The 22,228-nt window shown below is 72.6% G+C and carries 18 protein-coding genes and 1 pseudogene; 11 read left to right on the forward strand and 8 right to left on the reverse strand.

What is annotated here, in order from left to right:
* Nucleotides 1-25: 25 nt before the first annotated feature.
* The 3 genes from araD to ACFYMU_RS12045 are packed head-to-tail and all read right to left on the reverse strand — an operon-like array spanning nt 26 to nt 3,323.
* Complete coding sequence (gene araD / locus ACFYMU_RS12035; protein ID WP_388371714.1) at nt 26-1,768, reverse strand: L-arabinonate dehydratase; 1,743 nt, start codon at nt 1,766-1,768, stop codon at nt 26-28.
* Nucleotides 1,756-2,664, reverse strand: coding sequence for a dihydrodipicolinate synthase family protein (locus ACFYMU_RS12040; RefSeq protein WP_388371716.1), 909 nt, complete (start codon nt 2,662-2,664; stop codon nt 1,756-1,758). Before ACFYMU_RS12040 ends, araD begins: the two co-directional genes overlap by 13 nt.
* Nucleotides 2,661-3,323 (reverse strand): GntR family transcriptional regulator, encoded by a 663-nt coding sequence (locus ACFYMU_RS12045; protein ID WP_388371719.1) that lies wholly within the window; start codon nt 3,321-3,323, stop codon nt 2,661-2,663. Before ACFYMU_RS12045 ends, ACFYMU_RS12040 begins: the two co-directional genes overlap by 4 nt.
* Before the next feature lie 261 nt (nt 3,324-3,584).
* On the opposite strand from ACFYMU_RS12045, the gene ACFYMU_RS12050 reads away from it, so the two are divergent.
* The 3 genes from ACFYMU_RS12050 to ACFYMU_RS12060 are packed head-to-tail and all read left to right on the forward strand — an operon-like array spanning nt 3,585 to nt 6,231.
* On the forward strand, nt 3,585-4,421 hold the full coding sequence (locus ACFYMU_RS12050) for a CPBP family intramembrane glutamic endopeptidase (protein WP_388371721.1): 837 nt from the start codon (nt 3,585-3,587) through the stop codon (nt 4,419-4,421).
* Nucleotides 4,418-5,575, forward strand: a complete 1,158-nt coding sequence (locus ACFYMU_RS12055; protein WP_388371724.1) for a sensor histidine kinase — start codon at nt 4,418-4,420, stop codon at nt 5,573-5,575. Before ACFYMU_RS12050 ends, ACFYMU_RS12055 begins: the two co-directional genes overlap by 4 nt.
* A complete protein-coding gene (locus tag ACFYMU_RS12060; protein ID WP_388371727.1) occupies nt 5,572-6,231 on the forward strand; it encodes a response regulator in 660 nt (219 codons plus the stop codon). The genes ACFYMU_RS12055 and ACFYMU_RS12060 overlap by 4 nt, the downstream gene beginning before the upstream one ends.
* Before the next feature lie 42 nt (nt 6,232-6,273).
* Here ACFYMU_RS12060 and ACFYMU_RS12065 read toward each other — a convergent pair whose 3' ends face one another.
* The gene (locus tag ACFYMU_RS12065) at nt 6,274-7,437 is read right to left on the reverse strand and encodes a hypothetical protein (protein WP_388371729.1); all 1,164 of its coding nucleotides are present in this window, start codon (nt 7,435-7,437) and stop codon (nt 6,274-6,276) included.
* Nucleotides 7,434-8,375 carry a 5-dehydro-4-deoxyglucarate dehydratase gene (locus ACFYMU_RS12070; protein WP_388371732.1) on the reverse strand — a complete coding sequence of 314 codons (942 nt, stop codon included), beginning with the start codon at nt 8,373-8,375 and terminating at the stop codon, nt 7,434-7,436. The genes ACFYMU_RS12065 and ACFYMU_RS12070 overlap by 4 nt, the downstream gene beginning before the upstream one ends.
* 262 nt (nt 8,376-8,637) lie before the next feature.
* On the opposite strand from ACFYMU_RS12070, the gene ACFYMU_RS12075 reads away from it, so the two are divergent.
* From ACFYMU_RS12075 to ACFYMU_RS12105, 7 genes are all read left to right on the forward strand, one after another.
* A complete protein-coding gene (locus tag ACFYMU_RS12075; RefSeq protein WP_388371735.1) occupies nt 8,638-9,447 on the forward strand; it encodes an NAD-dependent epimerase/dehydratase family protein in 810 nt (269 codons plus the stop codon).
* A gap of 271 nt (nt 9,448-9,718) precedes the next feature.
* On the forward strand, nt 9,719-10,489 hold the full coding sequence (locus tag ACFYMU_RS12080; protein WP_388371738.1) for a DeoR/GlpR family DNA-binding transcription regulator: 771 nt from the start codon (nt 9,719-9,721) through the stop codon (nt 10,487-10,489).
* Between the two features lie 174 nt (nt 10,490-10,663).
* Nucleotides 10,664-12,037, forward strand: a complete 1,374-nt coding sequence (locus ACFYMU_RS12085) for an ABC transporter substrate-binding protein (RefSeq protein WP_388371741.1) — start codon at nt 10,664-10,666, stop codon at nt 12,035-12,037.
* On the forward strand, nt 12,034-12,981 hold the full coding sequence (locus ACFYMU_RS12090; protein WP_388371744.1) for a carbohydrate ABC transporter permease: 948 nt from the start codon (nt 12,034-12,036) through the stop codon (nt 12,979-12,981). Before ACFYMU_RS12085 ends, ACFYMU_RS12090 begins: the two co-directional genes overlap by 4 nt.
* Complete coding sequence (locus ACFYMU_RS12095; RefSeq protein WP_388371747.1) at nt 12,978-13,859, forward strand: carbohydrate ABC transporter permease; 882 nt, start codon at nt 12,978-12,980, stop codon at nt 13,857-13,859. Before ACFYMU_RS12090 ends, ACFYMU_RS12095 begins: the two co-directional genes overlap by 4 nt.
* Nucleotides 13,856-14,845, forward strand: a complete 990-nt coding sequence (locus tag ACFYMU_RS12100; protein WP_388371750.1) for a zinc-dependent alcohol dehydrogenase family protein — start codon at nt 13,856-13,858, stop codon at nt 14,843-14,845. The genes ACFYMU_RS12095 and ACFYMU_RS12100 overlap by 4 nt, the downstream gene beginning before the upstream one ends.
* Nucleotides 14,846-14,931: 86 nt before the next feature.
* Nucleotides 14,932-16,128 carry a TerD family protein gene (locus tag ACFYMU_RS12105; protein WP_388372228.1) on the forward strand — a complete coding sequence of 399 codons (1,197 nt, stop codon included), beginning with the start codon at nt 14,932-14,934 and terminating at the stop codon, nt 16,126-16,128.
* Nucleotides 16,129-16,240: 112 nt separating this feature from the next.
* On the opposite strand, the gene ACFYMU_RS12110 is transcribed toward ACFYMU_RS12105, so the two are convergent.
* Nucleotides 16,241-16,807 (reverse strand): TetR/AcrR family transcriptional regulator, encoded by a 567-nt coding sequence (locus ACFYMU_RS12110; RefSeq protein ID WP_388371753.1) that lies wholly within the window; start codon nt 16,805-16,807, stop codon nt 16,241-16,243.
* Nucleotides 16,808-16,966: 159 nt separating this feature from the next.
* Here ACFYMU_RS12110 and ACFYMU_RS12115 point away from each other — a divergent pair.
* Nucleotides 16,967-18,412: pseudogene (locus ACFYMU_RS12115) on the forward strand (MFS transporter); the annotation flags it as partial.
* Between the two features lie 169 nt (nt 18,413-18,581).
* On the opposite strand, the gene ACFYMU_RS12120 reads toward ACFYMU_RS12115, so the two are convergent.
* A complete protein-coding gene (locus ACFYMU_RS12120) occupies nt 18,582-20,165 on the reverse strand; it encodes a TROVE domain-containing protein (protein WP_388371756.1) in 1,584 nt (527 codons plus the stop codon).
* Nucleotides 20,166-20,639: 474 nt separating this feature from the next.
* Nucleotides 20,640-22,100, reverse strand: a complete 1,461-nt coding sequence (locus tag ACFYMU_RS12125; protein ID WP_388371759.1) for an alkaline phosphatase PhoX — start codon at nt 22,098-22,100, stop codon at nt 20,640-20,642.
* Nucleotides 22,101-22,228: the final 128 nt, after the last annotated feature.

Raw genomic sequence — 22,228 nt, forward strand, 5'->3', positions numbered from 1 at the left:
CGATCGATACCTTCCGCCGTGTGCGTCAACCCGCGTACGGGTCCGGCACCTTCCCCGGCCGGGCCAGGAACTCGAAGTCGCAGCCGGTGTCCGCCTGGGTGATCTGTCCGTTGTAGAGCAGGCCGTAGCCGCGTTCGTACCGCGCGGGCGGCGGTGTCCACTCCACCCGGCGGCGCTCCAGCTCGTCGTCGGCCACCTCGAGCCGCAGGGTGCGCGCCTCGACGTCGAGGGTGACGCGGTCTCCGTTCCGCACGAGCGCCAGCGGCCCGCCGACGTGCGACTCCGGTGCCACGTGCAGGACGCAGGCGCCGTAACCGGTGCCGCTCATACGGGCGTCGGAGATCCGCACCATGTCCCGTACGCCCTGCTCGAGGAGGTGGTCGGGAATGGGCAGCATCCCGTACTCCAGCATGCCAGGACCGCCCTTGGGCCCGGCGCCCCGCAGCACCAGCACGCTGTCCGCGGTGATGCCGAGACCCGGGTCGTCGATGGTCCGCTGCATCGTGCGGTAGTCGTCGAAGACGACGGCGGGGCCGGTGTGTCTGAGCAGCCGCGGCTCGGCGGCGATGTGCTTGATGACGGCGCCGTCCGGGCAGAGGTTTCCGCGCAGGACGGCGACCCCGCCCTCGGTCGCGACCGGGTTGTCACGGGTGCGGATGACGTCGTCGTCGTGCACCCGCGCGGACGCGATCTGCTCGCGCAGGGTGTCGTACGAGACCGTCGGCCGGTCCAGGTGCAGCAGGTCCGGGATCCGGGAGAGGAAACCGGGCAGACCGCCCGCGAAGTGGAAGTCCTCCATGAGGTACCGCTCGCCGCCCGGCCGGACATCGGCGAGCACGGGGGTCGTCCGCGCGATGCGGTCGAAGTCGTCGAGCGTGAGCCTGACCCCGGCCCGGCCCGCCATGGCGATCAGATGGATGACGGCGTTGGTCGAGCCGCCGAGCCCGAGCACCGTCGTCACGGCGTCCTCGAACGCCTCACGGGTGAGGATGTCGCTCGGTCTGCGGTCCCGGTGGACGAGTTCGACGATCCGCAGGCCGGACGCGGCAGCCATGCGGTCGTGTCCGGAGTCGACGGCGGGGATGCTGGACGCGCCGGGGACGGTGATGCCGAGGGCCTCGGCGGCCGCGGTGAGCGTGGACGCCGTGCCCATGGTCATGCAGTGCCCGGGCGACCGGGCGAGCCCGCTCTCCAGCTCCGCCGTCTCGCAGTCGCCGACGAGCCCGGCGCGCTTGTCGTCCCAGTACTTCCACATGTCGGTCCCGGAGCCGAGGACCTCGCTGCGCCAGTGGCCCGGCAGCATCGGCCCGGCGGGCACGAAGACGGCGGGCAGGTCGACGGAGGCGGCCCCCATGAGGAGCGCCGGCGTGGACTTGTCGCAGCCGCCCAGCAGCACGGCCCCGTCGACCGGGTACGAGCGCAGCAGCTCCTCCGTCTCCATGGAGAGCAGGTTGCGGTAGAGCATGGGCGTCGGCTTCTGGAACGTCTCGCTGAGCGTGGAGACCGGGAACTCCAGCGGGAAGCCGCCGGCCTGCCACACGCCCCGCTTCACGGCCTGGGCCCGGTCGCGGAGGTGGACGTGGCAGGGGTTGATGTCGGACCAGGTGTTGAGGATCGCGATGACGGGCTTGCCCAGGTGCTCCTCGGGGAGGTAGCCGAGCTGCCGGGTGCGGGCCCGGTGGCTGAAGGAGCGCAGCCCGCCGGTTCCGTACCACTGGTGGCTCCTGAGGTCCTCGGGGCGCCTGCGCGGGGCGTTCACACGGTCCATCCGGCGGCGATGGCGGCGACCTCGGCGCGCTCTTCCTCGGGCAGCGGCCTGCTCGGCGGGCGCACGTCGCGGCGGCACAGGCCGAGCGAGGCGAGGGCCTCCTTGACGACGGTGACGTTGTCGGCGGAGCCGCTCGCGGCCCTCAGTTCCTCGAAGCGGCGGATCCGCTCCCACACCTTCATGGCGGTGGGATAGTCCCCGGAGCGAAGCGCGTCGATCATGTTCAGCGAGACGGCCGGGGCGACGTTCACGAGCCCGGAGGTGAAGCCGGTGGCGCCCGCCGAGAAGTAGGAGGGGGCGTACGGTTCGGCGAGGCCCGCCACCCACACGAAGCGCTCCAGGCCGGCGTCCCGCGCGAAGGCGGCGAACCGGGCGGCGTCCGGGACGGCGTACTTCACTCCGATGACGTTGGCGCAGTGGTCGGCGAGTTCGGCGAGCCGGGCGCCCGGCAGCCGGGCGTTGCGGATGTAGGGGACCACGCCCAGCTCGGGCACGGCGTCGGCGACGGCCCGGTGGTAGTCGACCCAGCCGGCGGCGGAGACGTAGGGGTGGACGGGCTGATGGACCATCACCATCGGGGCGCCCAGGTCGCGGGCCTGCCGGGCCGAGGCGACGGCGGTGGGCACGTCGTGTCCCACACCGACAAGGGTCGCGGCCCGCTCCCCCGCCTCCTCGAGGGTCAGTTCGGTGACCAGGCGCCGCTCGTCCGGGGTGAGGGCATAGAACTCACCCGTGTTGCCGTTGGGCGTCACCGTCGTGATCCCGGCGTCCAGCAGCCGTCGCAGCACGGCCCGGTGGGTGGCCCGGTCGACGGCGCCGTCCTCGGCGAACGGCGTCACCGGGATCGCCACCACGCCGGCCAGGGCCGTCCGCAGGTCCTCGAACGCCGTGGTCATGCCCGCCCGTCCTCTCCCGGGGGCTCGGGCGCGGGGAAGGCGCGCTCCACGAACGACGCGATGTGGGCGTGCAGGGCGCCCGCCGCGCCGTCGGCCTGACCCTCCAGGGCGAGCCGCAGGATCTCCCGGTGCTCGGCGGCCTCCCGTTCCCAGGAGGGTTCGGCGGCCCAGGCGACGGCGGAGACGAGGGCGGCCTGGTCGCGCACCTCGTCGAGCATCCGGCCGAGCAGCGGGTTGCCGCACGGCAGGTACAGGGCGCGGTGGAACTCCCGGTTGGCGAGGGAGCGTTCGGCCGCGTCAGCGGCCGCGTCCGCCCGGCGCAGGGCCTCGCCCGCGGCGTCCAGACGGGCCCCGCGCCGCACGGAGCGCCGTAGCGCCTCCGGTTCCAGGAGCAGCCGGACGTCGTAGACGTCGCGTGCCATGTCCGCGTCCACCATGCGCACGGTGACGCCCTTGTACTGGCTCATCACCACGAGTCCGGTCCCGGCCAGCGTCTTGAGCGCCTCGCGCACCGGGGTCTTGGACACCCCGAACTGCGCGGCGAGTTCGGTCTCCACCAGGGCCTGACCGGGCGTCAGCCGTCCCGTGAGGATGCGGTGTCTGATCCCCTCCAGCACGAACTGCGTACGGGAGGGGATCGGTGTGGGCACAGAGGTCATGCGCGCCTCTCGGATCTCGTGTATCGCGTCTCATATATGACGTACGAAGGGCGACGCGACGACGGTAGGAGCGCGTCGGCCTTTCGTCAACGCCGCGCGCGAAGCCGCCGGTTGAGGGTGCCGGGGCCGGGCGGCGGTCCCGCTGTCCCCCGTGCGAGCTACGTGCAGGTGTCCACCGTGCGGTGACGCCTTCGGTCCGCCGGATCCCTAGGTTCGAGACAGCCGCGGCGCTCCGGTCGCGGGGCTGACGAAGGAGTCCTCATGAGAGTGGTCTGGCAGCTTGTGGCCGTGGTGGCGGTCGCCCTGATCGGCAGTCAGTGCGTGGCCGCGGCGGACGGGCACCCGTGGCTGACCCTCGTCCTCGGCCTGGTGACGGCCGGGTCGGCGGTGTTCGTCTACGGATGGGTGGTGCGGCGGACCGAGCACCGCCCGGTGACGGAGGCGGCCCGGCAGGGCGCCGGTGCCGCGCTGGGGCGCGGGACGTGGATCGGCCTCGCGCTGTTCGGGGCCGTCATCGCGAACATCGCCCTCCTCGGCGACTACCACGTCCACGGCCTGGGATCGGCATCGGGCGCGGTGGGGCTGCTCGGCTTCATGGCAGCCGCCGCCGTGACCGAGGAACTCCTCTTCCGCGGCGTCCTGTTCCGCATCATCGAGGAACGCACCGGAACCTGGATCGCCCTGGCCCTGACGGGCGTGCTGTTCGGCCTGTCGCACCTGTTCAACCCGCACGCCACCCTGTGGGGTGCCCTCGCCATCGCGATCGAGGCCGGCGGCATGCTCGCCGCCGCGTACGCCGCCACCCGCACCCTGTGGGTACCGATCGGGGTGCACTTCGGCTGGAACTTCGCCGCCGCCGGCGTCTTCAGCACCGAGGTCTCGGGCAACGACACCGCCCAGGGACTGCTGAAGGCCACGACCTCCGGCCCGGTTCCGGTCACCGGCGGTGAGTTCGGCCCGGAGGGAAGCCTCTACTCGCTCCTCTTCTGCGTGCTGGCGATGCTCGCGTTCCTGCGGCTGGCCCACCGGCGCGGACGTCTGGTGCCCCGCCGCGGGCGCGCGGGACGGGCCGCCGCCACCGCTACACTCGCCCGGTGATCAGTCTTCGGCGGGTCTCGGTGCGGTGGCGCCGGTTCGACGTCACGATCCGGGACCTCCCGCTCGGTCTGCTCCTGCTCGGGCTGTCCTTCCTGCCGGCGTTCCATCGGCACGGGACACAGCTCGGCGGCGTACCGGCCCGCTCCTTCGACGTGGTGGCCGCGGTGGCCGTCGTCCTCGAATGCCTCCCGCTCGCCGTGCGCCGGCGGTGGCCGCTCCTCTGCCTCACCCTGGTGTCGCTCGGCTTCGCCGTGGACCAGCTGCGCGGTTACCACTCGGTCGCGGGCGTCGCGCTGCCCGTCGCTCTGCTGAGTACGGGATCCCGGCTGGAACGGCACCGGCGCGCCACCGCGCTGGTCTTCTCCGCGGCCTACGTGCCCCTGGCGGTCGCGCTCTCCCGGCTCGGTTCGGGCGAGCCGCCGGCGGAGTTCGTGACGTTCTACCTGGTCCTGGTCCTGGCATGGGGTGCCGGGGCGTGGCTGCGGGGCACCCGGACCGCGGAGGCCGAACGCCGCCGCCGCGTCGCCGAGGACACCCGTGCCGCCGAACGCGCCCGCATCGCCCGCGAGCTCCACGACGTCGTGACCCACCATGTGACGGCGATGGTGGTGCAGGCCGAGGCGGCACGCTATCTGACCGCCGCGCCCGATCGCCTCGACCAGACGCTGACCGCCGTCAGCGACACCGGCCGGCGGGCCATCACCGACCTGCGGCACCTGCTCGACCTGCTCGACCCCGGCCACGGCAGCGGGGAGGCCCGCACGCCGCCCGTCGGCAGACTTCTCACGCTCGTGGAGCAGACGCGCCGGGCCGGGCAGCCGGTGGAGTTCACCGAGGAGGGGACACCGTCGGAGTCGAGCGGCAGCGCCGACCTCGTGGCCTACCGGGTCGTGCAGGAGGCCCTGCCGAACGCCCTCAAGCACGCCCGCGGCAGCCGCACCTCGGTCCGGGTGCACCACAGTGCGAGGGAGATCACCGTGGAGGTCAGCACGGACGGTTCGGGCTCGCGGGAAGGATCTCCCGGCGGGAGCGAGCGGGGCCTGGCCGGTCTCCGCGAGCGGGTCGGCATCCTGGGCGGCGAATTCAGCGCGGGCAGCCGAACGGGCGGCGGCTTCGTCGTGCGGGCGCGCATACCTGCGGAGAGCGCGTCGTGACGGCGCCGATCCGGGTCCTGGTGTGCGACGACCAGATGCTGATCCGCACCGGACTGGTGACGATCATCGGCGCTCAACCCGACCTCGAGGTGGCGGGCGAGTGCGGAGACGGGCAGGCGGCGGTCGATCTGGCCGGCCGGCTGCGTCCGGACGTGGTGGTGATGGACGTCCGCATGCCGGTGCTCGACGGCATCCAGGCCACCCGCCTGCTCGCCGGTGCCGGGGTCAGCCGTCCGGTGAAGGTGCTCGTGGTGACGACGTTCAACCTCGACGAGTACGTCTACGAGGCGCTGCGCGCGGGTGCGAGCGGATTCCTGCTCAAGGACGCGCCGCCCGCCCAGCTCCTGCACGGGATCCGGACGGTGGCCACGGGTGCGGCACTGCTGGACCCCCAGGTGACGCTCCGGCTCGTGGGCAGGTACGCGACCCGGATCCGGCCTGCCGAGGGCACCCCTGACGACACTCCGCTGACCCCCCGTGAACTGGAGGTCCTGCGCCTCATCGCGGACGGCCTGTCCAACGGCGAGATCGCCGCGGCCCTCGTGATCAGCCAGGAGACGGTCAAGACCTTCGTGTCACGCATCCTGGCCAAACTCGGGCTCCGCGACCGTGTCCAGGCGGTCGTCTACGCCTACCGCCGAGGGCTGGTGACCTGACACGCCGCCGCTGCGCCGGGCCGCCCCGCTCGCACCGCCGCCTCACCGCCCCACGAGAGCCTCCCGTACCGCCTCCAGATCGCCGTCGGACGCCAGTCCCGCGTGGTACAGCCGCAGTTCGGTGGCGCCGAGCGCGGCGGCGCCCTCCGCGTCCGCGGCCAGTGTCCCCGGACTGCCGCCCATCCCGGAGACCACGGTGAGGTTGGCCGCGAGGACGGTCTCCGGCCGGGCGTGCCGCGCGAACGGTGCCACCAGGCCCGCTCCCCCGGTGCAGGGCACCACCACTCCGTCGGCGACGGACAGGATGTGCCCGGGGTCGGCCCCCGCGTTCGCCCCGCAGTGGTACGGCACCGGGTCCGCGTGCAGCAGGACCTGGAAGCCGTCGGGCGCGGCCGCGCGGACCGCGGCCACCGCCGCCTCCTGGAGGGTGCGGGCGGTGCCCTCGCGCCAGGCGCGGGTGGCGGCGGCCATGGACCCGCCGAGCAGCTTCTCGACGCCCGGCCAGCCCCCGTCGGAGGGCGCGCCGCGCCACACCGGCTCCAGCGCGGCCCGTACCGCCGCCGCCAGTTCCCCGGCGTCCACATCCTGCTCCCCGTACCCGCGGCGGCAGCTCGCGCAGAAGCACAGCGACATGAGGTACTGTCCGGCGTCCCCGAGCGCCACGCCGCCCGTCTTGTCGTGAGCGTGCAGATGCGCGAGGCCGTACCAGCCCAGCGACTCCAGCTCGGTGCCGCGCGCGCCGGGCCGCACGGCCGCCTCGGCCGCGAGGTCCACGAGGAAGGCGCGCGTGGCGGGCTGCGCGATGCACGGCGCCCAGGGGTAGCGGTCGCCGAAGGCGTTGACCACGGAGGTGTGCGGATGCTCCTCGCCGAGGCGGGCGTTGTGCGCCAGCACGACCCAGCTGTGCACGTCGACACCGGCGCCGGCGAGCGCCCCGGCCGCCTCGCCGAACGCGTCGCCCGGGGCCCAGTCCCCGGCGGCGTGGGGGCGCAGGGCCCGCCCCTCCCAGCGTGCGTCCGGCGGGTAGAGCACGGCCGCGTGGCCGGCGGTGACGATGCGGTGCCGGGGGTGCCGGGGGGTCAGCGCACGGGTGGAGTGGTACGCGGACGCCAGCGTCACCTGGTGCACGCCGAGCGCGGCGACGCGGTCGGCCGCCTCCGGGTCCCCGTTGACGTCCCAGGGGTAGAGGAACGCCGAGGCCCTCACATGCCCTCCCGCAGCAGCGTCCGGCCGCGGTCGATGAGCCGGGCGAGCTGTGTGACGTGGTCCTCGGCCGGCTCGTGCAGCGGCGGACGCACCTCGCCGACGTCGAGGCCGCGCAGCCGGACGCCCGCCTTGACGAGGGAGACCGCGTAGCCGCCGCCCTGGGCGCGCAGTTCGACGAACGGGCGGTAGAAGCCGTCGAGGAGCCGGTGGGCGGTGGGGTCGTCGCCGGAGGCCAGTGCCTTGTGGAAGGCGAGGGCGATCTCCGGGGCGAAGCAGAAGACGGCGGAGGAGTACAGCGCGATACCGATGCCGCGGTAGGCGAGCTGGGTCTGTTCCGCGGTCGGCAGGCCGTTGAAGTAGAGGAAGTCGCCCTGGCCCTCGGTGCGTACGGCACTCACGATCCGCTGCATCAGGTCCAGGTCGCCGAGCCCGTCCTTGAAGCCGATGACACCGTCCGTGCGGGCCAGTGCGACCACCGTCCCGGGGGTGAACACGGCGTTGTCGCGCTGGTAGACCACGATCGGCAGCGAGGTCGCGGCGGCCAGCTCCCGGTAGTGTCGCAGCAGCCCCTGCTGCCCCGCGACGACCAGGTACGGCGGCATGGCGAGCAGCCCGTCGGCCCCGGCGTCCCGCGCGAGACGCGCGAAGCGCACCGCGAGCGCGGTCCCGTACCCGGCGCCCGCCACGACCGGCACCCGCCCGTCCGCCGCCTCGACGGCGGCCCGGACGCACGCCTGGAACTCCTCGGGCGTGAGCGCGTGGAACTCGCCCGTGCCGCAGCACGCGAAGACGGCGGCGGCTCCCCCCTCGACGCCCGCGCGCACATGCGCCCGGTAGACGTCGAGGGCGACCGAGCCGTCGGGCCCGAAGGCGGTGACGGGGAAGAACAGGGGCCCGCTGGGGATGCCGAGTCGAGCGGCGAGAGGGGGTGACGTCACGGGCTCTCCCTTGAAGCAGGCGCTCGGACGCGCACCGATCCACCGGGCCTCACATCGGTGCACGTTTCTGATCCACGTCCATGTCCCTGAACGCGCCCACGCTAGGCGCCGACCTGGGGGCAGTCAAGTGGCCACACGCGCGGAAGGAAGGCCTGAACACCCTTGAGGACACCCTGCTTGACGGGCCTCGTGGAGTTCCCTAGCGTGTCCATGCATGTGAATGCTGTATACGCATGCGGCCGTTGATCCAAGGAGGCCGAGGATGCCCGCTCCCCGCACCGTTCTGCTCACCGGCGCCGCCGGCGGACTCGGCACCCTGATGCGGGGACTGCTGCCCGAGTACGGCCACCGCCTGCGCCTGCTGGACCTCAGGACGGTCGAGGGCGAACCGGACGCGATCACCGCGGACCTCGCCGACCGGGAGGCCCTGCGCGAGGCCGTGCGGGGCGTCGACGCGGTCCTCCATCTGGCGGGCATCTCCCTGGAGTCCACGTTCGACAAGATCCTCAAGGCGAACATCGAGGGCACCTACAACCTGTACGAGGCCGCTCGCGAGGAGGGTGTGCGCCGGATCGTGTTCGCCTCCTCCAACCACGCGGTCGGCTTCACCCCCCGCCCCCGCGGCGACGACCCGCTGATCCCGATCGACACCCCGCGCCGCCCGGACACCTTCTACGGCCTGTCCAAGTCCTTCGGCGAGGACCTCGCCCAGCTCTACTGGGACAAGCACGGACTGGAGACGGTCTCGGTGCGCATCGGCTCCTGCTTCCCCGAGCCGACCAGCGTGCGCATGCTCTCCCTGTGGTTGAGCCCGGCGGACGGCGCCCGCCTCTTCCACGCGGCCCTGACCGCCGAGGACGTCGGCCACACCGTCGTTTACGGCTCCTCCGCCAACACCCGGCTGTGGTGGGACCTGACCAGCGCCCGGGCGCTCGGCTACGAACCACGGGACGACTCCGAGCCCTACGCCGGGAAACTCCTCGCCGAGCAGGGCGGCCTCCAGCCGGACAACCCGGCCCACGCACGCCTGGGCGGCCACTTCGTCACGGACCCGCCGGTCTGGCCGTACTGACGCGGACATTCCGGCACAAGGCGGCGGGCGGGCGCCGAACGGGCCCGCCCGCCGCCGCATTCGGGCATCCGCGCCGCCCGATCCCACCTGCCGGCGCACAGCCCCGCAGGTCCGAGGCGGGCACCACCCGGGCGGAACGGGCCCATACGGGCACCATCGGGCCTGCAACAGACCTGGTCACCGCCGCACACCCGCTGTAGAACTTCCCCCATGGGCCCCACCGGGCCCGAACGGGCAGCGCGCACAGCACCCAGGGAAGGCGGTGTCGGCCATGGCCGCGAGCACGGCGGAGGAGCGCCAGCGGAACATCGTGCGGGCCGCCCGCCGCACCGGCTCGGTCGATGTCACCACGCTCGCCGCCGAACTGGGCGTCGCCAAGGAGACCGTGCGACGCGATCTGCGCGCCCTGGAGGACCACGGGCTCATCCGCCGCACGCACGGCGGCGCCTACCCCGTGGAGAGCGCCGGCTTCGAGACGACCCTCGCCTTCCGCGCCACCCGCCACGTACCCGAGAAGCGCAGGATCGCCACCGCCGCGGCCGAACTGCTCGGGGACGCCGAGACGGTCTTCGTGGACGAGGGATTCACCCCGCAGCTCATCGCCGAGGCACTGCCCCGGGACCGGCCGCTGACCGTGGTCACCGCGTCCCTGGCCACCGCGGGCGCGCTCGCGGAGGCCGCGAACACGACGGTCCTGCTGCTGGGCGGCCGGCTGCGGCCCGGCACGCTCGCCACCGTCGACCACTGGACGACGAGGATGCTCGCCGGGTTCGTCATCGACCTGGCCTTCATCGGCGCCAACGGCATCTCCCGCGAACACGGACTGACCACGCCCGACCCGGCGGTCAGCGAGGTCAAGGCACAGGCGCTCCGCGCCTCCCGCCGCACGGTCTTCGCGGGCGTGCACACCAAGTTCGGGGCGGTGAGCTTCTGCCGGTTCGCCGAGATCGGCGACCTGGAGGCCATCGTCACCAGCACCCTGCTGCCGGCCTCCGAGGCCCATCGCTACGCACTACTGGGGCCGCAGGTCATCCGGGTCTGACCCCGCGGCCGCCCTTCGGACAACCGCACACCCCTCCCCGACCGTCCGCACACCCCTCCCCGACCGTACGCCCGCCGCCCCCGGCGAGCCGCACGGCGGACCCCGCACACCCTCGCACCGCCGACATCCGTCGGCTTCCGGTGTCGACCACCCATGAGCGACCAGGAGCACCCCATGCGAAGCCAGAGCCGACGAACGCCCCGCACCCTGCTTGCCGTGGCCGCCGCAGGAACGCTGATCACCCCGCTGCTCGCCGCCTGTTCGGGCGCCGGCGGCGCCGGCGGCGGCTCCTCCGCCCACTCCGTCAACGTCCTGATGGTGAACAACCCGCAGATGCTGGAGCTGCAGAAGCTCACCGCCGGTCACTTCACCAAGGACACCGGGATCAAGGTGAACTTCACCGTCCTGCCGGAGAACGACGTCAGGGACAAGATCAGCCAGGACTTCGCCAACCAGGCCGGCCAGTACGACGTCGCCACGCTCAGCAACTACGAGATCCCCATCTACGCCAAGAACGGCTGGCTCCACCCGATCGACTCGTACGTGAAGAGCGACGCCGCCTTCGACCAGCAGGACGTCCTCGCCCCGATGCGGCAGGCCCTCACCGCCGCGGACGGCAAGCTCTACGGCGAGCCCTTCTACGGCGAGTCCTCCTTCCTGATGTACCGCAAGGACGTCTTCCGGAAGAAGGGCCTGACCATGCCGGCCAGGCCCACCTGGCAGCAGGTCGCCGGCCTGGCCGCCGAGGCGGACGGCGCCGAGCCCGGCATGAAGGGCATCTGCCTGCGCGGACTGCCCGGCTGGGGCGAGGTGATGGCGCCGCTGACCACCGTCGTCAACACCTTCGGCGGCACCTGGTTCGACAAGGACTGGAAGGCCCGGCTGAACTCCGAGGAGTTCCGGCGGGCCACGCAGTTCTACGTCGACCTGGTCCGCAGGCACGGGGAGTCGGGCGCCGCGCAGTCCGGCTTCGCCGAGTGCCTGAACAACATGACGCAGGGCAAGACGGCGATGTGGTACGACGCCACGAGTGGCGCGGGCTCGCTGGAGGCCTCCGGCTCCCCGGTCAAGGGCAGGATCGGCTACGTACCGGCTCCGGTCGAGAAGACGGAGAGTTCCGGCTGGCTCTACACCTGGGCGTGGGGCATCCAGAAGGCGTCCACGCACGCCGACGACGCCTGGAAGTTCATCTCCTGGGCGTCCGGCAAGGGCTACGAGAAGCTCGTCGGCAGCACGGCCGGCTGGGCCGACGTGCCCGCCGGCAAGCGCACGTCGACCTATGCCATCCCGCAGTACCACCAGGAGGCGGCCGCCTTCGCCGACGTCACCCGGGACGCCATCGCGGGCGCCAGGCCGCAGGACCCGGGCGTGCAGCCCCGTCCCGCGCCGGGCATCCAGTTCGTCGGCATCCCGGAGTTCACCGACCTGGGCACCAAGGTCTCCCAGGAGATCAGCTCCGCCATCGCCGGCCGGCAGTCCGTGGACAGCGCGCTGGACAAGTCGCAGCAGTACGCCGAGGCCGTCGGCAGGAAGTACGAGGGATCATGACCGCGACCGCCTCCCCCGGGGTCGCCGCCGCCTCCGTGCGGCCGGCGACCCGGCCGCCGAACCGCATGCGCGCATGGGCCACCCGGGCCCCTCTGCTGCCCGCGCTGATCTTCATGATCGCCGTGACGCAACTGCCGTTCGTGGCGACCCTGGTGATCTCGTTCTTCGACTGGAACGCGCTGTACCCGGACGACCGCCGCTTCACCGGCCTCGGCAACTACTCCGAGGTCCTGAGCACACCGGAGCTGCGCAAGTCGGTGTGGACGACCGTCCTGCTGACCGTCACCGTGGTGCTCGTCAGCCTTCTGCTCGGGCTGCTGCTCGCCCTCCTGCTCGACCGCCGCTTCCGTGGCCGGGCCGTGGTCCGCACCATGCTCATCGCACCCTTCCTGCTGGTGCCGATCGCGGCCGCCCTGCTGTGGAAGCACGTGCTCTTCAACCCCGAGTACGGCCTGTTCAACGGCGTGCTGCACTGGGTCGGGGGAAACGGCGCGCCCCAGCCGGACTGGATCTCCGACATGCCGCTCACGGCGGTCGAGGCGTCGCTGGTGTGGCAGTGGACGCCCTTCATGATGCTGATCCTGCTGGCCGGGCTGCAGAGCCGCGACCCGGAACTGGTCGAGGCGGCCCGGATGGACGGCGCGGGCGACTGGCAGGTGTTCGTGCACATCACGCTGCCGCATCTGCGCCGCTACCTCGAACTGGGCGTCCTGCTCGGCTCGATCTACATCGTGCAGAACTTCGACGCGGTGTTCACCATCACCTCCGGCGGCCTGGGCACCGCGAACCTGCCGTACACCGTCTACCAGACCTTCTACCAGGCGCACGAGAACGGTCTCGCCTCCGCGGCCGGCGTCCTCGTCGTCATCGGCTCCATCGTCCTGGCGACCTTCGCCCTGCGCGTCGTGTCGTCCCTGTTCCGTGAGGAGGTGTCCCGCGCATGACCGCCCCGGCCACCGCCCGACCGCGTCCCCGCGCACCGCGAACGATCCGCTCCGGCCCCGGACTCAAGGGCAGCGCCCTCGGTGTGGCCGCCTGGCTGGCGGGCCTGCTGTTCGTGCTGCCCCTCCTCTGGATGGCCCTGACGTCCTTCCACTCGGAGGCGGACGCGGCGACCAACCCGCCCTCCCTCACCGCCTCCCTCACCCTGGACAGCTACCGCGAGTTCTTCGGCCTGGACTCGGGCGCCAGCCCTTGGCCCTCGCTGATCAACTCGACGACGGCGTCGGTGGCCTCCACCGCGCTCACCCTGCTCCTGGCGCTGCCGGCCGCGTACGCGCTGTCCATCCGGCCGGTGCGGAAGTGGACCGACGTCCTGTTCTTCTTCCTGTCCACCAAGATGCTGCCGGCGGTGGCGGGCCTGCTGCCGATCTACCTCTTCGCCAAGAACGCCGGGCTGCTCGACAATGTGTGGGCGCTGGTCGTGCTCTACACCGCCATGAACCTGCCGATCGCGGTGTGGATGATGCAGTCCTTCCTGTCCGAGGTGCCGGTCGCGGTCATCGAGGCGACGCAGATCGACGGCGCCCGGCTGCCGACGGTGCTGGGCCGTGTGGTGGCCCCGATCGCCCTGCCCGGTATCGCCGCCACCGCGCTGATCTGCTTCATCTTCAGCTGGAACGAGCTGCTCTTCGCCCGGGTGCTCACCGGAGTGGTGGCCGAGACGGCCCCCGTCTTCCTGACCACCTTCATCACCAGTCAGGGACTGTTCCTGGCGAAGGTGTGCGCCGCCTCGCTCGTCATCTCCCTGCCGGTGCTCGCCGCGGGGTTCGCCGCCCAGGACAAGCTGGTCCAGGGCCTGTCGTTGGGAGCCGTCAAATGAAGGCCGCCGTCATCGAGTCCGTGGGCCGCGCCGTCGTCTCCCGGGTCCCGGACCCGACGCCCGGGCCCCGCGAGGTCGTCGTCGAGGTCGCGGCCTGCGGTCTGTGCGGTACGGATCTGCACATCCTCCGGGGCGAGTTCGCGCCCGCGCTGCCGATCGTGCCGGGCCACGAGTTCGCGGGCGAGGTGGTCGGGGTGGGCACCGGCGTCACCGAGGTCTCGGTCGGCGACCGGGTGGCCGTGGATCCGTCCCTGTACTGCCACGAGTGCCGGTACTGCCGTACCGGCCACAGCAACCTCTGCGAGCGGTGGGCGGCGATCGGTGTGACGACGGCCGGCGGTGCGGCACAGTACGCGCTGGCCCCGGTGGCGAACTGCGTGAAGCTCCCCGAGCACGTCGCCACCCAGGACGCGGCGCTGATCGAGCCGCTGTCCTGCGCGGTCCGGGGCTACGACGTCCTCCGGTCCCGCCTGGGCTCGCACGTCCTGATCTACGGCTCCGGGACGATGGGCCTGATGATGCTGGAGCTGGCGAAGCGGACCGGCGCGGCGAGCGTGGACGTGGTGGACGTGAACCCGGACCGTCTTCGGACGGCGCGGCAGCTGGGCGTGTCCGCGTCCGCGGCGAGCGCGGACGACCTGGACCGCCCGCAGGGCTGGGACCTGGTGGTGGACGCCACGGGCAACGCGGCGGCGATCCAGGACGGCCTCGGGCGGGTGGCGAAGGCGGGCACGTTCCTGCAGTTCGGCGTGGCGGACTACGCGACGCGGGTCTCGATCGACCCGTACCGCATCTACAACCAGGAGATCACCATCACCGGGTCGATGGCCGTGCTGCACAGCTTCGAGCGCGCGGCCGAACTGTTCGCGGGCGGGGTGCTCGACCCGGGGGTGTTCATCAGCGACCGCCTTCCGCTGGAGCGGTATCCGCAGGCGCTGGAGCAGTTCGCGGCGGGGGTGGGCCGGAAGATCGTGGTGGTGCCGTAGGGGGCCGGGGGCGGCCGCGTCGGCCATCCGGTGGTAGGTAAGGGAACGGTAAAGCGCCCTCGCTCGTTACCCCAGGCATGACCGCTATGACCCCCGGCTCGAACATCCCTCTGTCCGCCGCCCGCGTGACGGTGGACGTCGCCGCCCCGGTGCGGCTCGACGTATCGGGCCTGCTGCTCACCGCCGACGGCAAGGTGCGCTCCGACGACGACTTCATCTTCTACAACCAGCCCGCGGGCCCCGGCGTCACCTACCGCTCCGGCGGCGGCACGAGCCCCGACTCGATCACGGTCGACACCGGTGCGCTGCCCGGGGGCATCGAGAAGATCGTCGTCACCGCGAGCCCGGACGCCGCGGGACAGACCTTCCAGGGCATCGAGCCGACGGCCACGATCCGCAACGCGGACGACAACAGCGTCCTGGCCACGTTCACTCCCCCGCAGCTCGGCACCGAGACGGCTCTGGTGGTCGTGGAGATCTATCTGCGGGGCGGCGCGTGGAAGGCCCGCGCGGTCGGCCAGGGGTATGCGAACGGACTGGCGGGCATCGCCACCGACTTCGGGGTCACGGTGGAGGAACCGGCCGCGCCCGCACAGCCCGTGGCGCCGCCCGCGCCCGCCGCGCAACCCCCGGTCGCCACGCCGGCCGCTCCCCCGATGCCCGCCGCGCCTCCGGCCCCGCCCGCGCAGGCCCCCGGCGGCGGCGGGAAGATCAACCTGGACAAGGGCCGGGTCAGCCTCCAGAAGAACCAGACCGTCTCCCTCGTCAAGGGCGGCCGTCCGCTGCTGTCCCAGGTCAAGATGGGCCTCGGCTGGGAGCCCGCCTTCCGCGGGAAGGACATCGACCTGGACGCGTCCGTGATCGCGTACGGCCCGCAGCGCAACCACATCGACAGCTGCTACTTCGGCAAGCTGACCATCCTCGGCGGCGCCGTCAAGCACTCCGGCGACAACCTCACGGGTGAGGGCGCCGGCGACGACGAGGTCATCGCGGTCGACCTCGGACGCCTTCCGCAGGAGGTCACGGGGCTGGTGTTCACCGTGAACTCCTTCTCCGGGCAGAAGTTCACGGAGGTCGCCAAGGCGTACTGCCGCCTCGTGGACGCCGCGACCGACCAGGAACTGGTCCGCTTCGACCTCACGGGCGCCGAGCCGCAGACGGGCGTGATGATGGCCAAGCTCATCAGGCAGTTCTCCGGGGAGTGGGAGATGACGGCCATGGGCGACTTCGTCAAGGCCCGCACGGTGCGGAACATGGTGCAGCCGGCGGCGCAGGCACTGTAGGCGGCCGTAAGGCACCCGCCGGGCCCCGGGCCGGGTCCGGCGGGTGCGGCGGGTGCGGCGGGTGCGGCGGGTGCGGCGGGTGCGGCGGGTGCGGCGGCCGTGTGCCCTGCCCCTACGGCCGCAGACCCTCCGTCAGCAGCGAGAGATAGCGGCGGATGTGGGTGCCCTGACCGTCGGCGAGCTCGGACGCCGTCGCCACCCCGTGCGCCAGCCGGAGGATCTCGACCGGCTCGACGTCCGCCCTCAGGGAGCCCTCGTGCTGCGCCGCCTCGACCAGCCGCGCGGCCGCCCCCTTCATGGAGGTGCCGCAGGCCGTGACGGCGGCCGAACTGCCGTCCGTGACGGCCGATCCCAGCAGCGCCTTGAGGCCGCGCACCTGAACGGTTCCGACGCACAGTTCGTGGAGCCATTCCACCAGCGCCTCGCCCGGCGGCAGTTCCTTCGCGATCTCGTCGGCCCGCGCGGCGATCGCCTCGATCCGGTCGACGTAGGCCGCCTCCAGCAGCGCCTGGCGCGTCGGGAAGTGCCGGTAGAGCGTGCCGGACCCGACGCCCGCGCGCTTGGCGATGTCATCGAGCGACGCGTTCTCACCATGCTCGGCGAACGCGGCGGCGGCCGCCTTCAGCAACCGCTCGTAGTTGCGACGGGCGTCCGCTCGCATGGGCTTGACCTGCGGCATCCAGATACTCCTTGCGAACCGGGGACCCTCTCCGTATCTTATCGAGCACTAAACGGAGACAGTCCCCGGTTCTTTCGCGGGCGGCTCGTGCCGCTCCCGCACCGTACCTCCGCGCTGCCCGCATCCGTCGTGCCCGGGGACGCCAGACCGGGAGAACTCATGTCCACCCCGTCCACCCCGTCCGCACCGTCCACGACCGCCGACGCGCCGTCCGCACCACAGCAACCCGCCAGGCTCGGCACCGTCCTCTTCGTCGTCGTCACCGCCTACCTGATGGTCGGGGTCGACTCCACCGTCGTCAACGTCGCCCTGCCCGACATCCAACAGGACCTCGGCTTCAGCCGCACCGGCCTGTCGTGGGTGCTCAACGCCTACACCCTCGCCTTCGGCGGACTGCTGCTGCTCGGCGGGCGGGTCGGGGACATCGCCGGCCGCCGGCGCACCCTCACCGCGGGGGTGCTGCTCTTCGCCCTCTCCTCCCTCCTCGGCGGCCTCGCCACCGAGAGCACCTGGCTGCTGACGGCCCGCGCCCTCCAGGGCGTCGGCGCCGCCCTCACCGCGCCCAGCACCCTCGCCCTGATCACCACCCACTTCCCCGAGGGGCCGCGACGGCACCACGCCCTCAGCGTCTACTCGTCCATGGCCGGCATCGGCGCCTCCGTGGGCCTCGTGCTCGGCGGCATGCTGACCTCCTGGGCGTCCTGGCGCTGGGCCCTGCTGATCAACGTGCCGATCGGTGCCGCGGTGGCGCTGGGCCTCTCCCGCTTCGTCACCGAGACCCCCCGCCACACGGGCCGGTTCGACGCCGCGGGCGCGCTCACCGGCACGGCCGGCACCACCTCGCTCGTCTACGCGTTCCTCCGCGTCTCCGAGCAGGACTGGAGCGACACCCCGGCACAGCTCGGCTTCGGCGCGGCGGCGGCCCTGCTCACGGCCTTCGTCCTGATCGAGTCCCGGGCCGGCCAGCCGATCATGCCGCTGCGGCTGCTGGCCGACCGCAACCGCGCGGGCGGCTACGCGGGTGTCCTGCTGCTGCCCGCGGGCATGTTCGGGGCGTTCTACTTCCTCACCCTGATCAGCCAGCAGGTCCTGCACTACAGCCCGCTGCGCGCGGGCTTCGCCTTCCTGCCGATGACCCTGGTCATGTTCACCACCGTCCGCCTCGTGCCGCGGCTGCTGGGACGCTTCGGCGCCAAGCCGGTGCTGCTGACCGGCATGACGCTGGTCGCCGTCGCGGCCGGGTGGCTGTGGCGGCTGCGCCCCGGCGAGGGCTACGCCACGGGACTGCTCGGCCCGCTGCTGCTGTTGGGCCTCGGCGTCGGGCTGAGCTTCATGCCGCTCAACGCGACCGTCCTCGCCGGTGTGCGGCCGGGTGAGGCCGGCGCCGCCTCCGGTCTGCTGCAGACCCTCCAGTGGCTCGGCGGCACTCTCGGTCTGTCCGTCCTGGTCACGGTCTTCGGCACGGCTACCCGGCACGCCACCGGCACCCCGGCCGAGATCCTGGCCGAGGGCTCGGCCCGCGCGTTCGGCGTCGGCTGCCTGACCGCGCTGGCCGCCCTGCTGGTGTCGGCGTTCGTGATCACCTCGCCCCGGCCGCCGGGGGCCGCCGGAGCGGGGAGCCGCGGCAGGCGGCGGACCGCTGCTGCCCGACCGCCCCTGTCCGACCGCCGCTGCCCGACCGCCGCCCGGCCGGGTGCCCCCGCGGGCGGCGTTCGCCCCGCCGTGACGCCCGGCACGCCCCCGCTCCTGGCTCCGCCCGGGCGGGGGACCGCGGTCAGGCGGCCCAGGGCCAGTCGGCGTCCCGCACCGCCTCCAGCAGCGGGACCATGCGGAAGGCCGCGTCCGTCAGACCCCCGAAGGTGTGCCTGTTGCCCTTCCCGGACGGGCCGTGCCCCGCCCGGTACCCGGCCAGGTTCCAGGTGTAGACCGGCACGTGCGACGGGATCTGCTCGGTGGGGTCGCCGTGCCGGTTGTACGCGTACTGCTCGTCCGTGACGATCAGCACCCGGTCGTGTGCGCGGTAGTGCCGGCGCACCGCGCCGGTGGTGTCGGTGCCGCCCAGGTCGCCGAAGCGCTCCAGGATCTTCAGCACCGACTCGCCCTTGCGGAACGTCACCTTGGCGCTGGAGGTCCCGAACTCCACCAGATCCGCCTGCGCCGCCCGCAGCGCCAGGGCCGTACCGAAGATCGCCGCCGCGTCGGCGCGGTTCAGCTCCGAGCGGTCCGACAGCCGCGAGTAGAACATCGAGCCCGAGCGGTCCACGAGCACCAGGGTCCGGCCGGGCAGTGCCGGCACCTGGGCCAGCGAGTGGCCGAGCGCCTGCTCCAGCGGGTACGCCCAGCGCAGCGACGGCGCGTGCCGATGGGCGGCGAGGTACCGGAACGGGAACTGCCGCGAGCGCGCGACCTCGGCGGGATCGCTGATCCGCGCCGCGACCTGCGCCGCCACCGCGTCGGACACACCGGCCTCGTCGAAGTTCCGCAGGTTGCGCACCAGCGCCATCGCACCCATCGACGGGATCACGGCCTCCCAGGCCGCCTTGTCCATCGGGCCCTGCAGCCAGCCCGTCAGCGCCTCCCAGGTGATGCCGGCGGCCGCGAGGCGCTCGGCGCCACCGGGATCCGTGACGACCGCGCGCCGCTGCGGGACGGGGAGCGCCATCAGCTCGCGGTGGGCCGTGAGCACGCTGCTCGACGCGGGCGGCACGGCCGTGTCGGGGTTGTGCCGACGGTCCAGGGCGTACCGGAACAGCTCGCCCTGCCACGGCTTTCCGGGGTCGGGCGCAGCGTGCACCAGGTTGAGGATGTCACCGAAGCGGTAGCCCTTCGACGCGGTGTCGTACTTCAGCAGCGCCTTGCCGTGGTACAGGCGCCGCACGGCGTCGGCGATCCCACGCTTGACCGGCTTGGGAACGGCCCGGCCGTACACCGAGGTCCAGTAGGCGAGCAGTTCGCCGGGCTCGTCGGGGCGCCGCAGGACGGAGTCCACGACCTGCCGGTTCGAGGGGCCGTCGGTGGCACCGGCGTCGAGCCGCGCCTTCACGTACTCGGCCGCGCCCACGATCGACGCGGTCCGCAGGTTCCCCTCGCCGCGCAGCCAGCCGAGCAGACCAGCGGTCCACGACGGGTCGGCGACGGCGAGTTCGCGCACGAGCCGGGCGAACCGGTCGTCGCGGTCGGCGCCGGACTCGTAGAAGGTCTGCTGCGAGACGAAGTGGGAGACCGCGAGCAGAAAAAGCTCGGAGCGCGCGTCGCGCTCATGGCCGCGGCCGCCCTCGTACGTGCGCAGCACGCGCCCCGTCGAGGTGATACGCGAGGTGGGCTGCGCCTTGGCCGCCTTGGTGTTGAATCGCGCCATGGTGAATTCCCCCGAATTCCGTTTCCGTTCAGGAGGGAGGCGCGGCAGAAGGAGGGTGCCCGAGAACGGGGATCGGCGACGGGACATACCCAGGCGCGTCTTCCCTTTCCGCCACATCGGCCTTGAGCCGACGACGGGACTCGAACCCGCAACAGACCTGATCCCGAAGTACCCGTCACCTGCGCACCGGGCACCCACCAAATGCTGCGCCTCCCGAGATCAATTCGGCTGCGGCGTGAATCTGTTGCAAAGAAGTAGCCGCGGCCTGCGCACCGGGAGGTGCATGGAGTTGTGGTGTCCAGAGATCGAAGTCGGCGGAACCGACACAGGTGCTCTGCCCCTGAGCTACACCGGCCCGTAGTACCGGTGGCGGGACTCGAACCCGCGGCCGCCCCATTATGAGTGGAAGTAGGTCCTGCCTTCGCACCTGGACGTGCATCACTGTAGGAGGCGGCCGCAGAGGGGGCGAACGAATTAATCCTCGCGCACAGTCCGGTCGCGCGGCTGGCGCTTCCAGGGCCCGGTGACGGCCAGCATGATGCCCGGCTCCTGGATGTTCGCGAACAGGGTCCTGCCGTCGGGCGAGAAGGTGACGCCCGTGAACTCGCTGTATTCCGGGTTCTCTGCTGTGCCGATGTTCAGTTCGTTGCGGGCGATCGGGTAGGTGCGGCCGCTGTCGGTGGCGCCGAAGAGGTGCTGGACGCCCTCGCCGTCCTCCGCGACGACCAGGCCGCCGTACGGGGAGACGGTGATGTTGTCGGGGCCGTCGAAGGCGCCTTCCCCGGCGGGGTCGGGGTTCACGCCCAGCAGGACCGCGAGCGTCAGGGTGCGGCGCCGCGGGTCGTAGAACCAGATCTGGCCGTCGTGCCGGCCGGGGCTCTCGTCCCGGGCGTACGAGGAGACGATGTACGCGCCCGAGTCGCCCCACCACATGCCCTCCAGCTTGCGGGCGCGGGTGATCTGCCCGGCGGCGAACTGCTTGCGGACGGAGACCGTCCCGGCGTCGCGGTCCGGCACGTCGATCCAGTCGACGCCGTAGACCGTGCCCGTCCTGGTGGCGCGGGAGAGGTCGTCGACGAACCGGCCCCCGGAGTCGAAGCACTTGAACGCCTGGAGGCGGCCCGCGTCGTCGGCGAGGGTGCGCAGCCTGCCGCGGCCGTGGCGGAAGCCCTCGGGCGGGGTCCAGCGGTACAGCAGGCCGTTGGGGCCGGACGCGTCCTCGGTCAGGTAGAGGTGACCGCGCCGGGGGTCGACGACGACGGCCTCGTGGGCGTAGCGCCCCAGTGCCTTGACGGGCTCGGGGTCGCGGTTGGCGCGCCGGTCGGCGGGGTCGACCTCGAAGACGTAGCCGTGGTCCTTGGTCATGCCGTTCGCACCGGCCCTGTCCTCGGTCTCCTCGCAGGTGAGCCAGGTGCCCCAGGGGGTGGTGCCGCCCGCGCAGTTGGTGGAGGTGCCCGCGATGCCCACCCACTCGGCGACGTGGTCGCGGCGGACCTCCACGACGGTGCAGCCGCCGGACGCGGCCGGGTCGTAGACGAGCCCCTCGGCGAGCGGCACGGGGTGGGCCCAGCCGGCGCGGGGGCCCTTGAGTTCGTGGTTGTTGACGAGGAGGGTGGCGCCGCGCGGTCCGTCGAAGGCGGCGGTGCCGTCGTGGTTGGACGGGGTGTACTCGCCGGACTCCAGCCTGGTGACGCCGCTTCGGGTGATGACGCGGTACGAGAATCCGGCGGGCAGCGCGATCAGGCCCCGGGGGTCGGGGACCAGCGGTCCGTAGCCGATCCCGCCGTGCCGGTCCTCCTCGCCGCCCACGGTCTCGGTGCCGGTGGACGCGAGGGCGTGGGGCGCGGTGGCGAGGGCTCCGACGCTGCCGGCCAGGGCGATGCCGGCACCGGTGAGCGCGGCCCGTCCGGCGAAGTCCCTGCGGGTGAGCGCCATGCTGTCTCCTGGGGAAGGGGAGTGAGTCGGTCGGGTGGACGGGGGCCTCGTTGCCCGCACACGGTGCCGCCCCCGTCTGAACGCCGGTTGAACGACGCCCGACACACGAGGGCGCCCTTCCGTGAATC

Origin of the sequence: Streptomyces sp. NPDC007264 (genome assembly GCF_042869095.1) — a bacterium.
In the GTDB taxonomy this organism is placed as follows: domain Bacteria; phylum Actinomycetota; class Actinomycetes; order Streptomycetales; family Streptomycetaceae; genus Streptomyces.

What these genes read in the sequence shown, in the direction of transcription:
- ACFYMU_RS12125 (WP_388371759.1), bottom strand. Translation starts at nt 22,100, where the DNA reads ATGGCGCTCACCCGCAGGGACTTCGCCGGACGGGCCGCGCTCACCGGT.
- ACFYMU_RS12045 (WP_388371719.1), bottom strand. Translation starts at nt 3,323, where the DNA reads ATGACCTCTGTGCCCACACCGATCCCCTCCCGTACGCAGTTCGTGCTG.
- ACFYMU_RS12120 (WP_388371756.1), bottom strand. Translation starts at nt 20,165, where the DNA reads ATGGCGCGATTCAACACCAAGGCGGCCAAGGCGCAGCCCACCTCGCGT.
- ACFYMU_RS12100 (WP_388371750.1), top strand. Translation starts at nt 13,856, where the DNA reads ATGAAGGCCGCCGTCATCGAGTCCGTGGGCCGCGCCGTCGTCTCCCGG.
- ACFYMU_RS12040 (WP_388371716.1), bottom strand. Translation starts at nt 2,664, where the DNA reads ATGACCACGGCGTTCGAGGACCTGCGGACGGCCCTGGCCGGCGTGGTG.
- ACFYMU_RS12075 (WP_388371735.1), top strand. Translation starts at nt 8,638, where the DNA reads ATGCCCGCTCCCCGCACCGTTCTGCTCACCGGCGCCGCCGGCGGACTC.
- ACFYMU_RS12105 (WP_388372228.1), top strand. Translation starts at nt 14,932, where the DNA reads ATGACCCCCGGCTCGAACATCCCTCTGTCCGCCGCCCGCGTGACGGTG.
- ACFYMU_RS12110 (WP_388371753.1), bottom strand. Translation starts at nt 16,807, where the DNA reads ATGCCGCAGGTCAAGCCCATGCGAGCGGACGCCCGTCGCAACTACGAG.
- ACFYMU_RS12085 (WP_388371741.1), top strand. Translation starts at nt 10,664, where the DNA reads ATGCGAAGCCAGAGCCGACGAACGCCCCGCACCCTGCTTGCCGTGGCC.
- ACFYMU_RS12095 (WP_388371747.1), top strand. Translation starts at nt 12,978, where the DNA reads ATGACCGCCCCGGCCACCGCCCGACCGCGTCCCCGCGCACCGCGAACG.
- ACFYMU_RS12090 (WP_388371744.1), top strand. Translation starts at nt 12,034, where the DNA reads ATGACCGCGACCGCCTCCCCCGGGGTCGCCGCCGCCTCCGTGCGGCCG.
- ACFYMU_RS12050 (WP_388371721.1), top strand. Translation starts at nt 3,585, where the DNA reads ATGAGAGTGGTCTGGCAGCTTGTGGCCGTGGTGGCGGTCGCCCTGATC.
- araD (WP_388371714.1), bottom strand. Translation starts at nt 1,768, where the DNA reads ATGGACCGTGTGAACGCCCCGCGCAGGCGCCCCGAGGACCTCAGGAGC.
- ACFYMU_RS12080 (WP_388371738.1), top strand. Translation starts at nt 9,719, where the DNA reads ATGGCCGCGAGCACGGCGGAGGAGCGCCAGCGGAACATCGTGCGGGCC.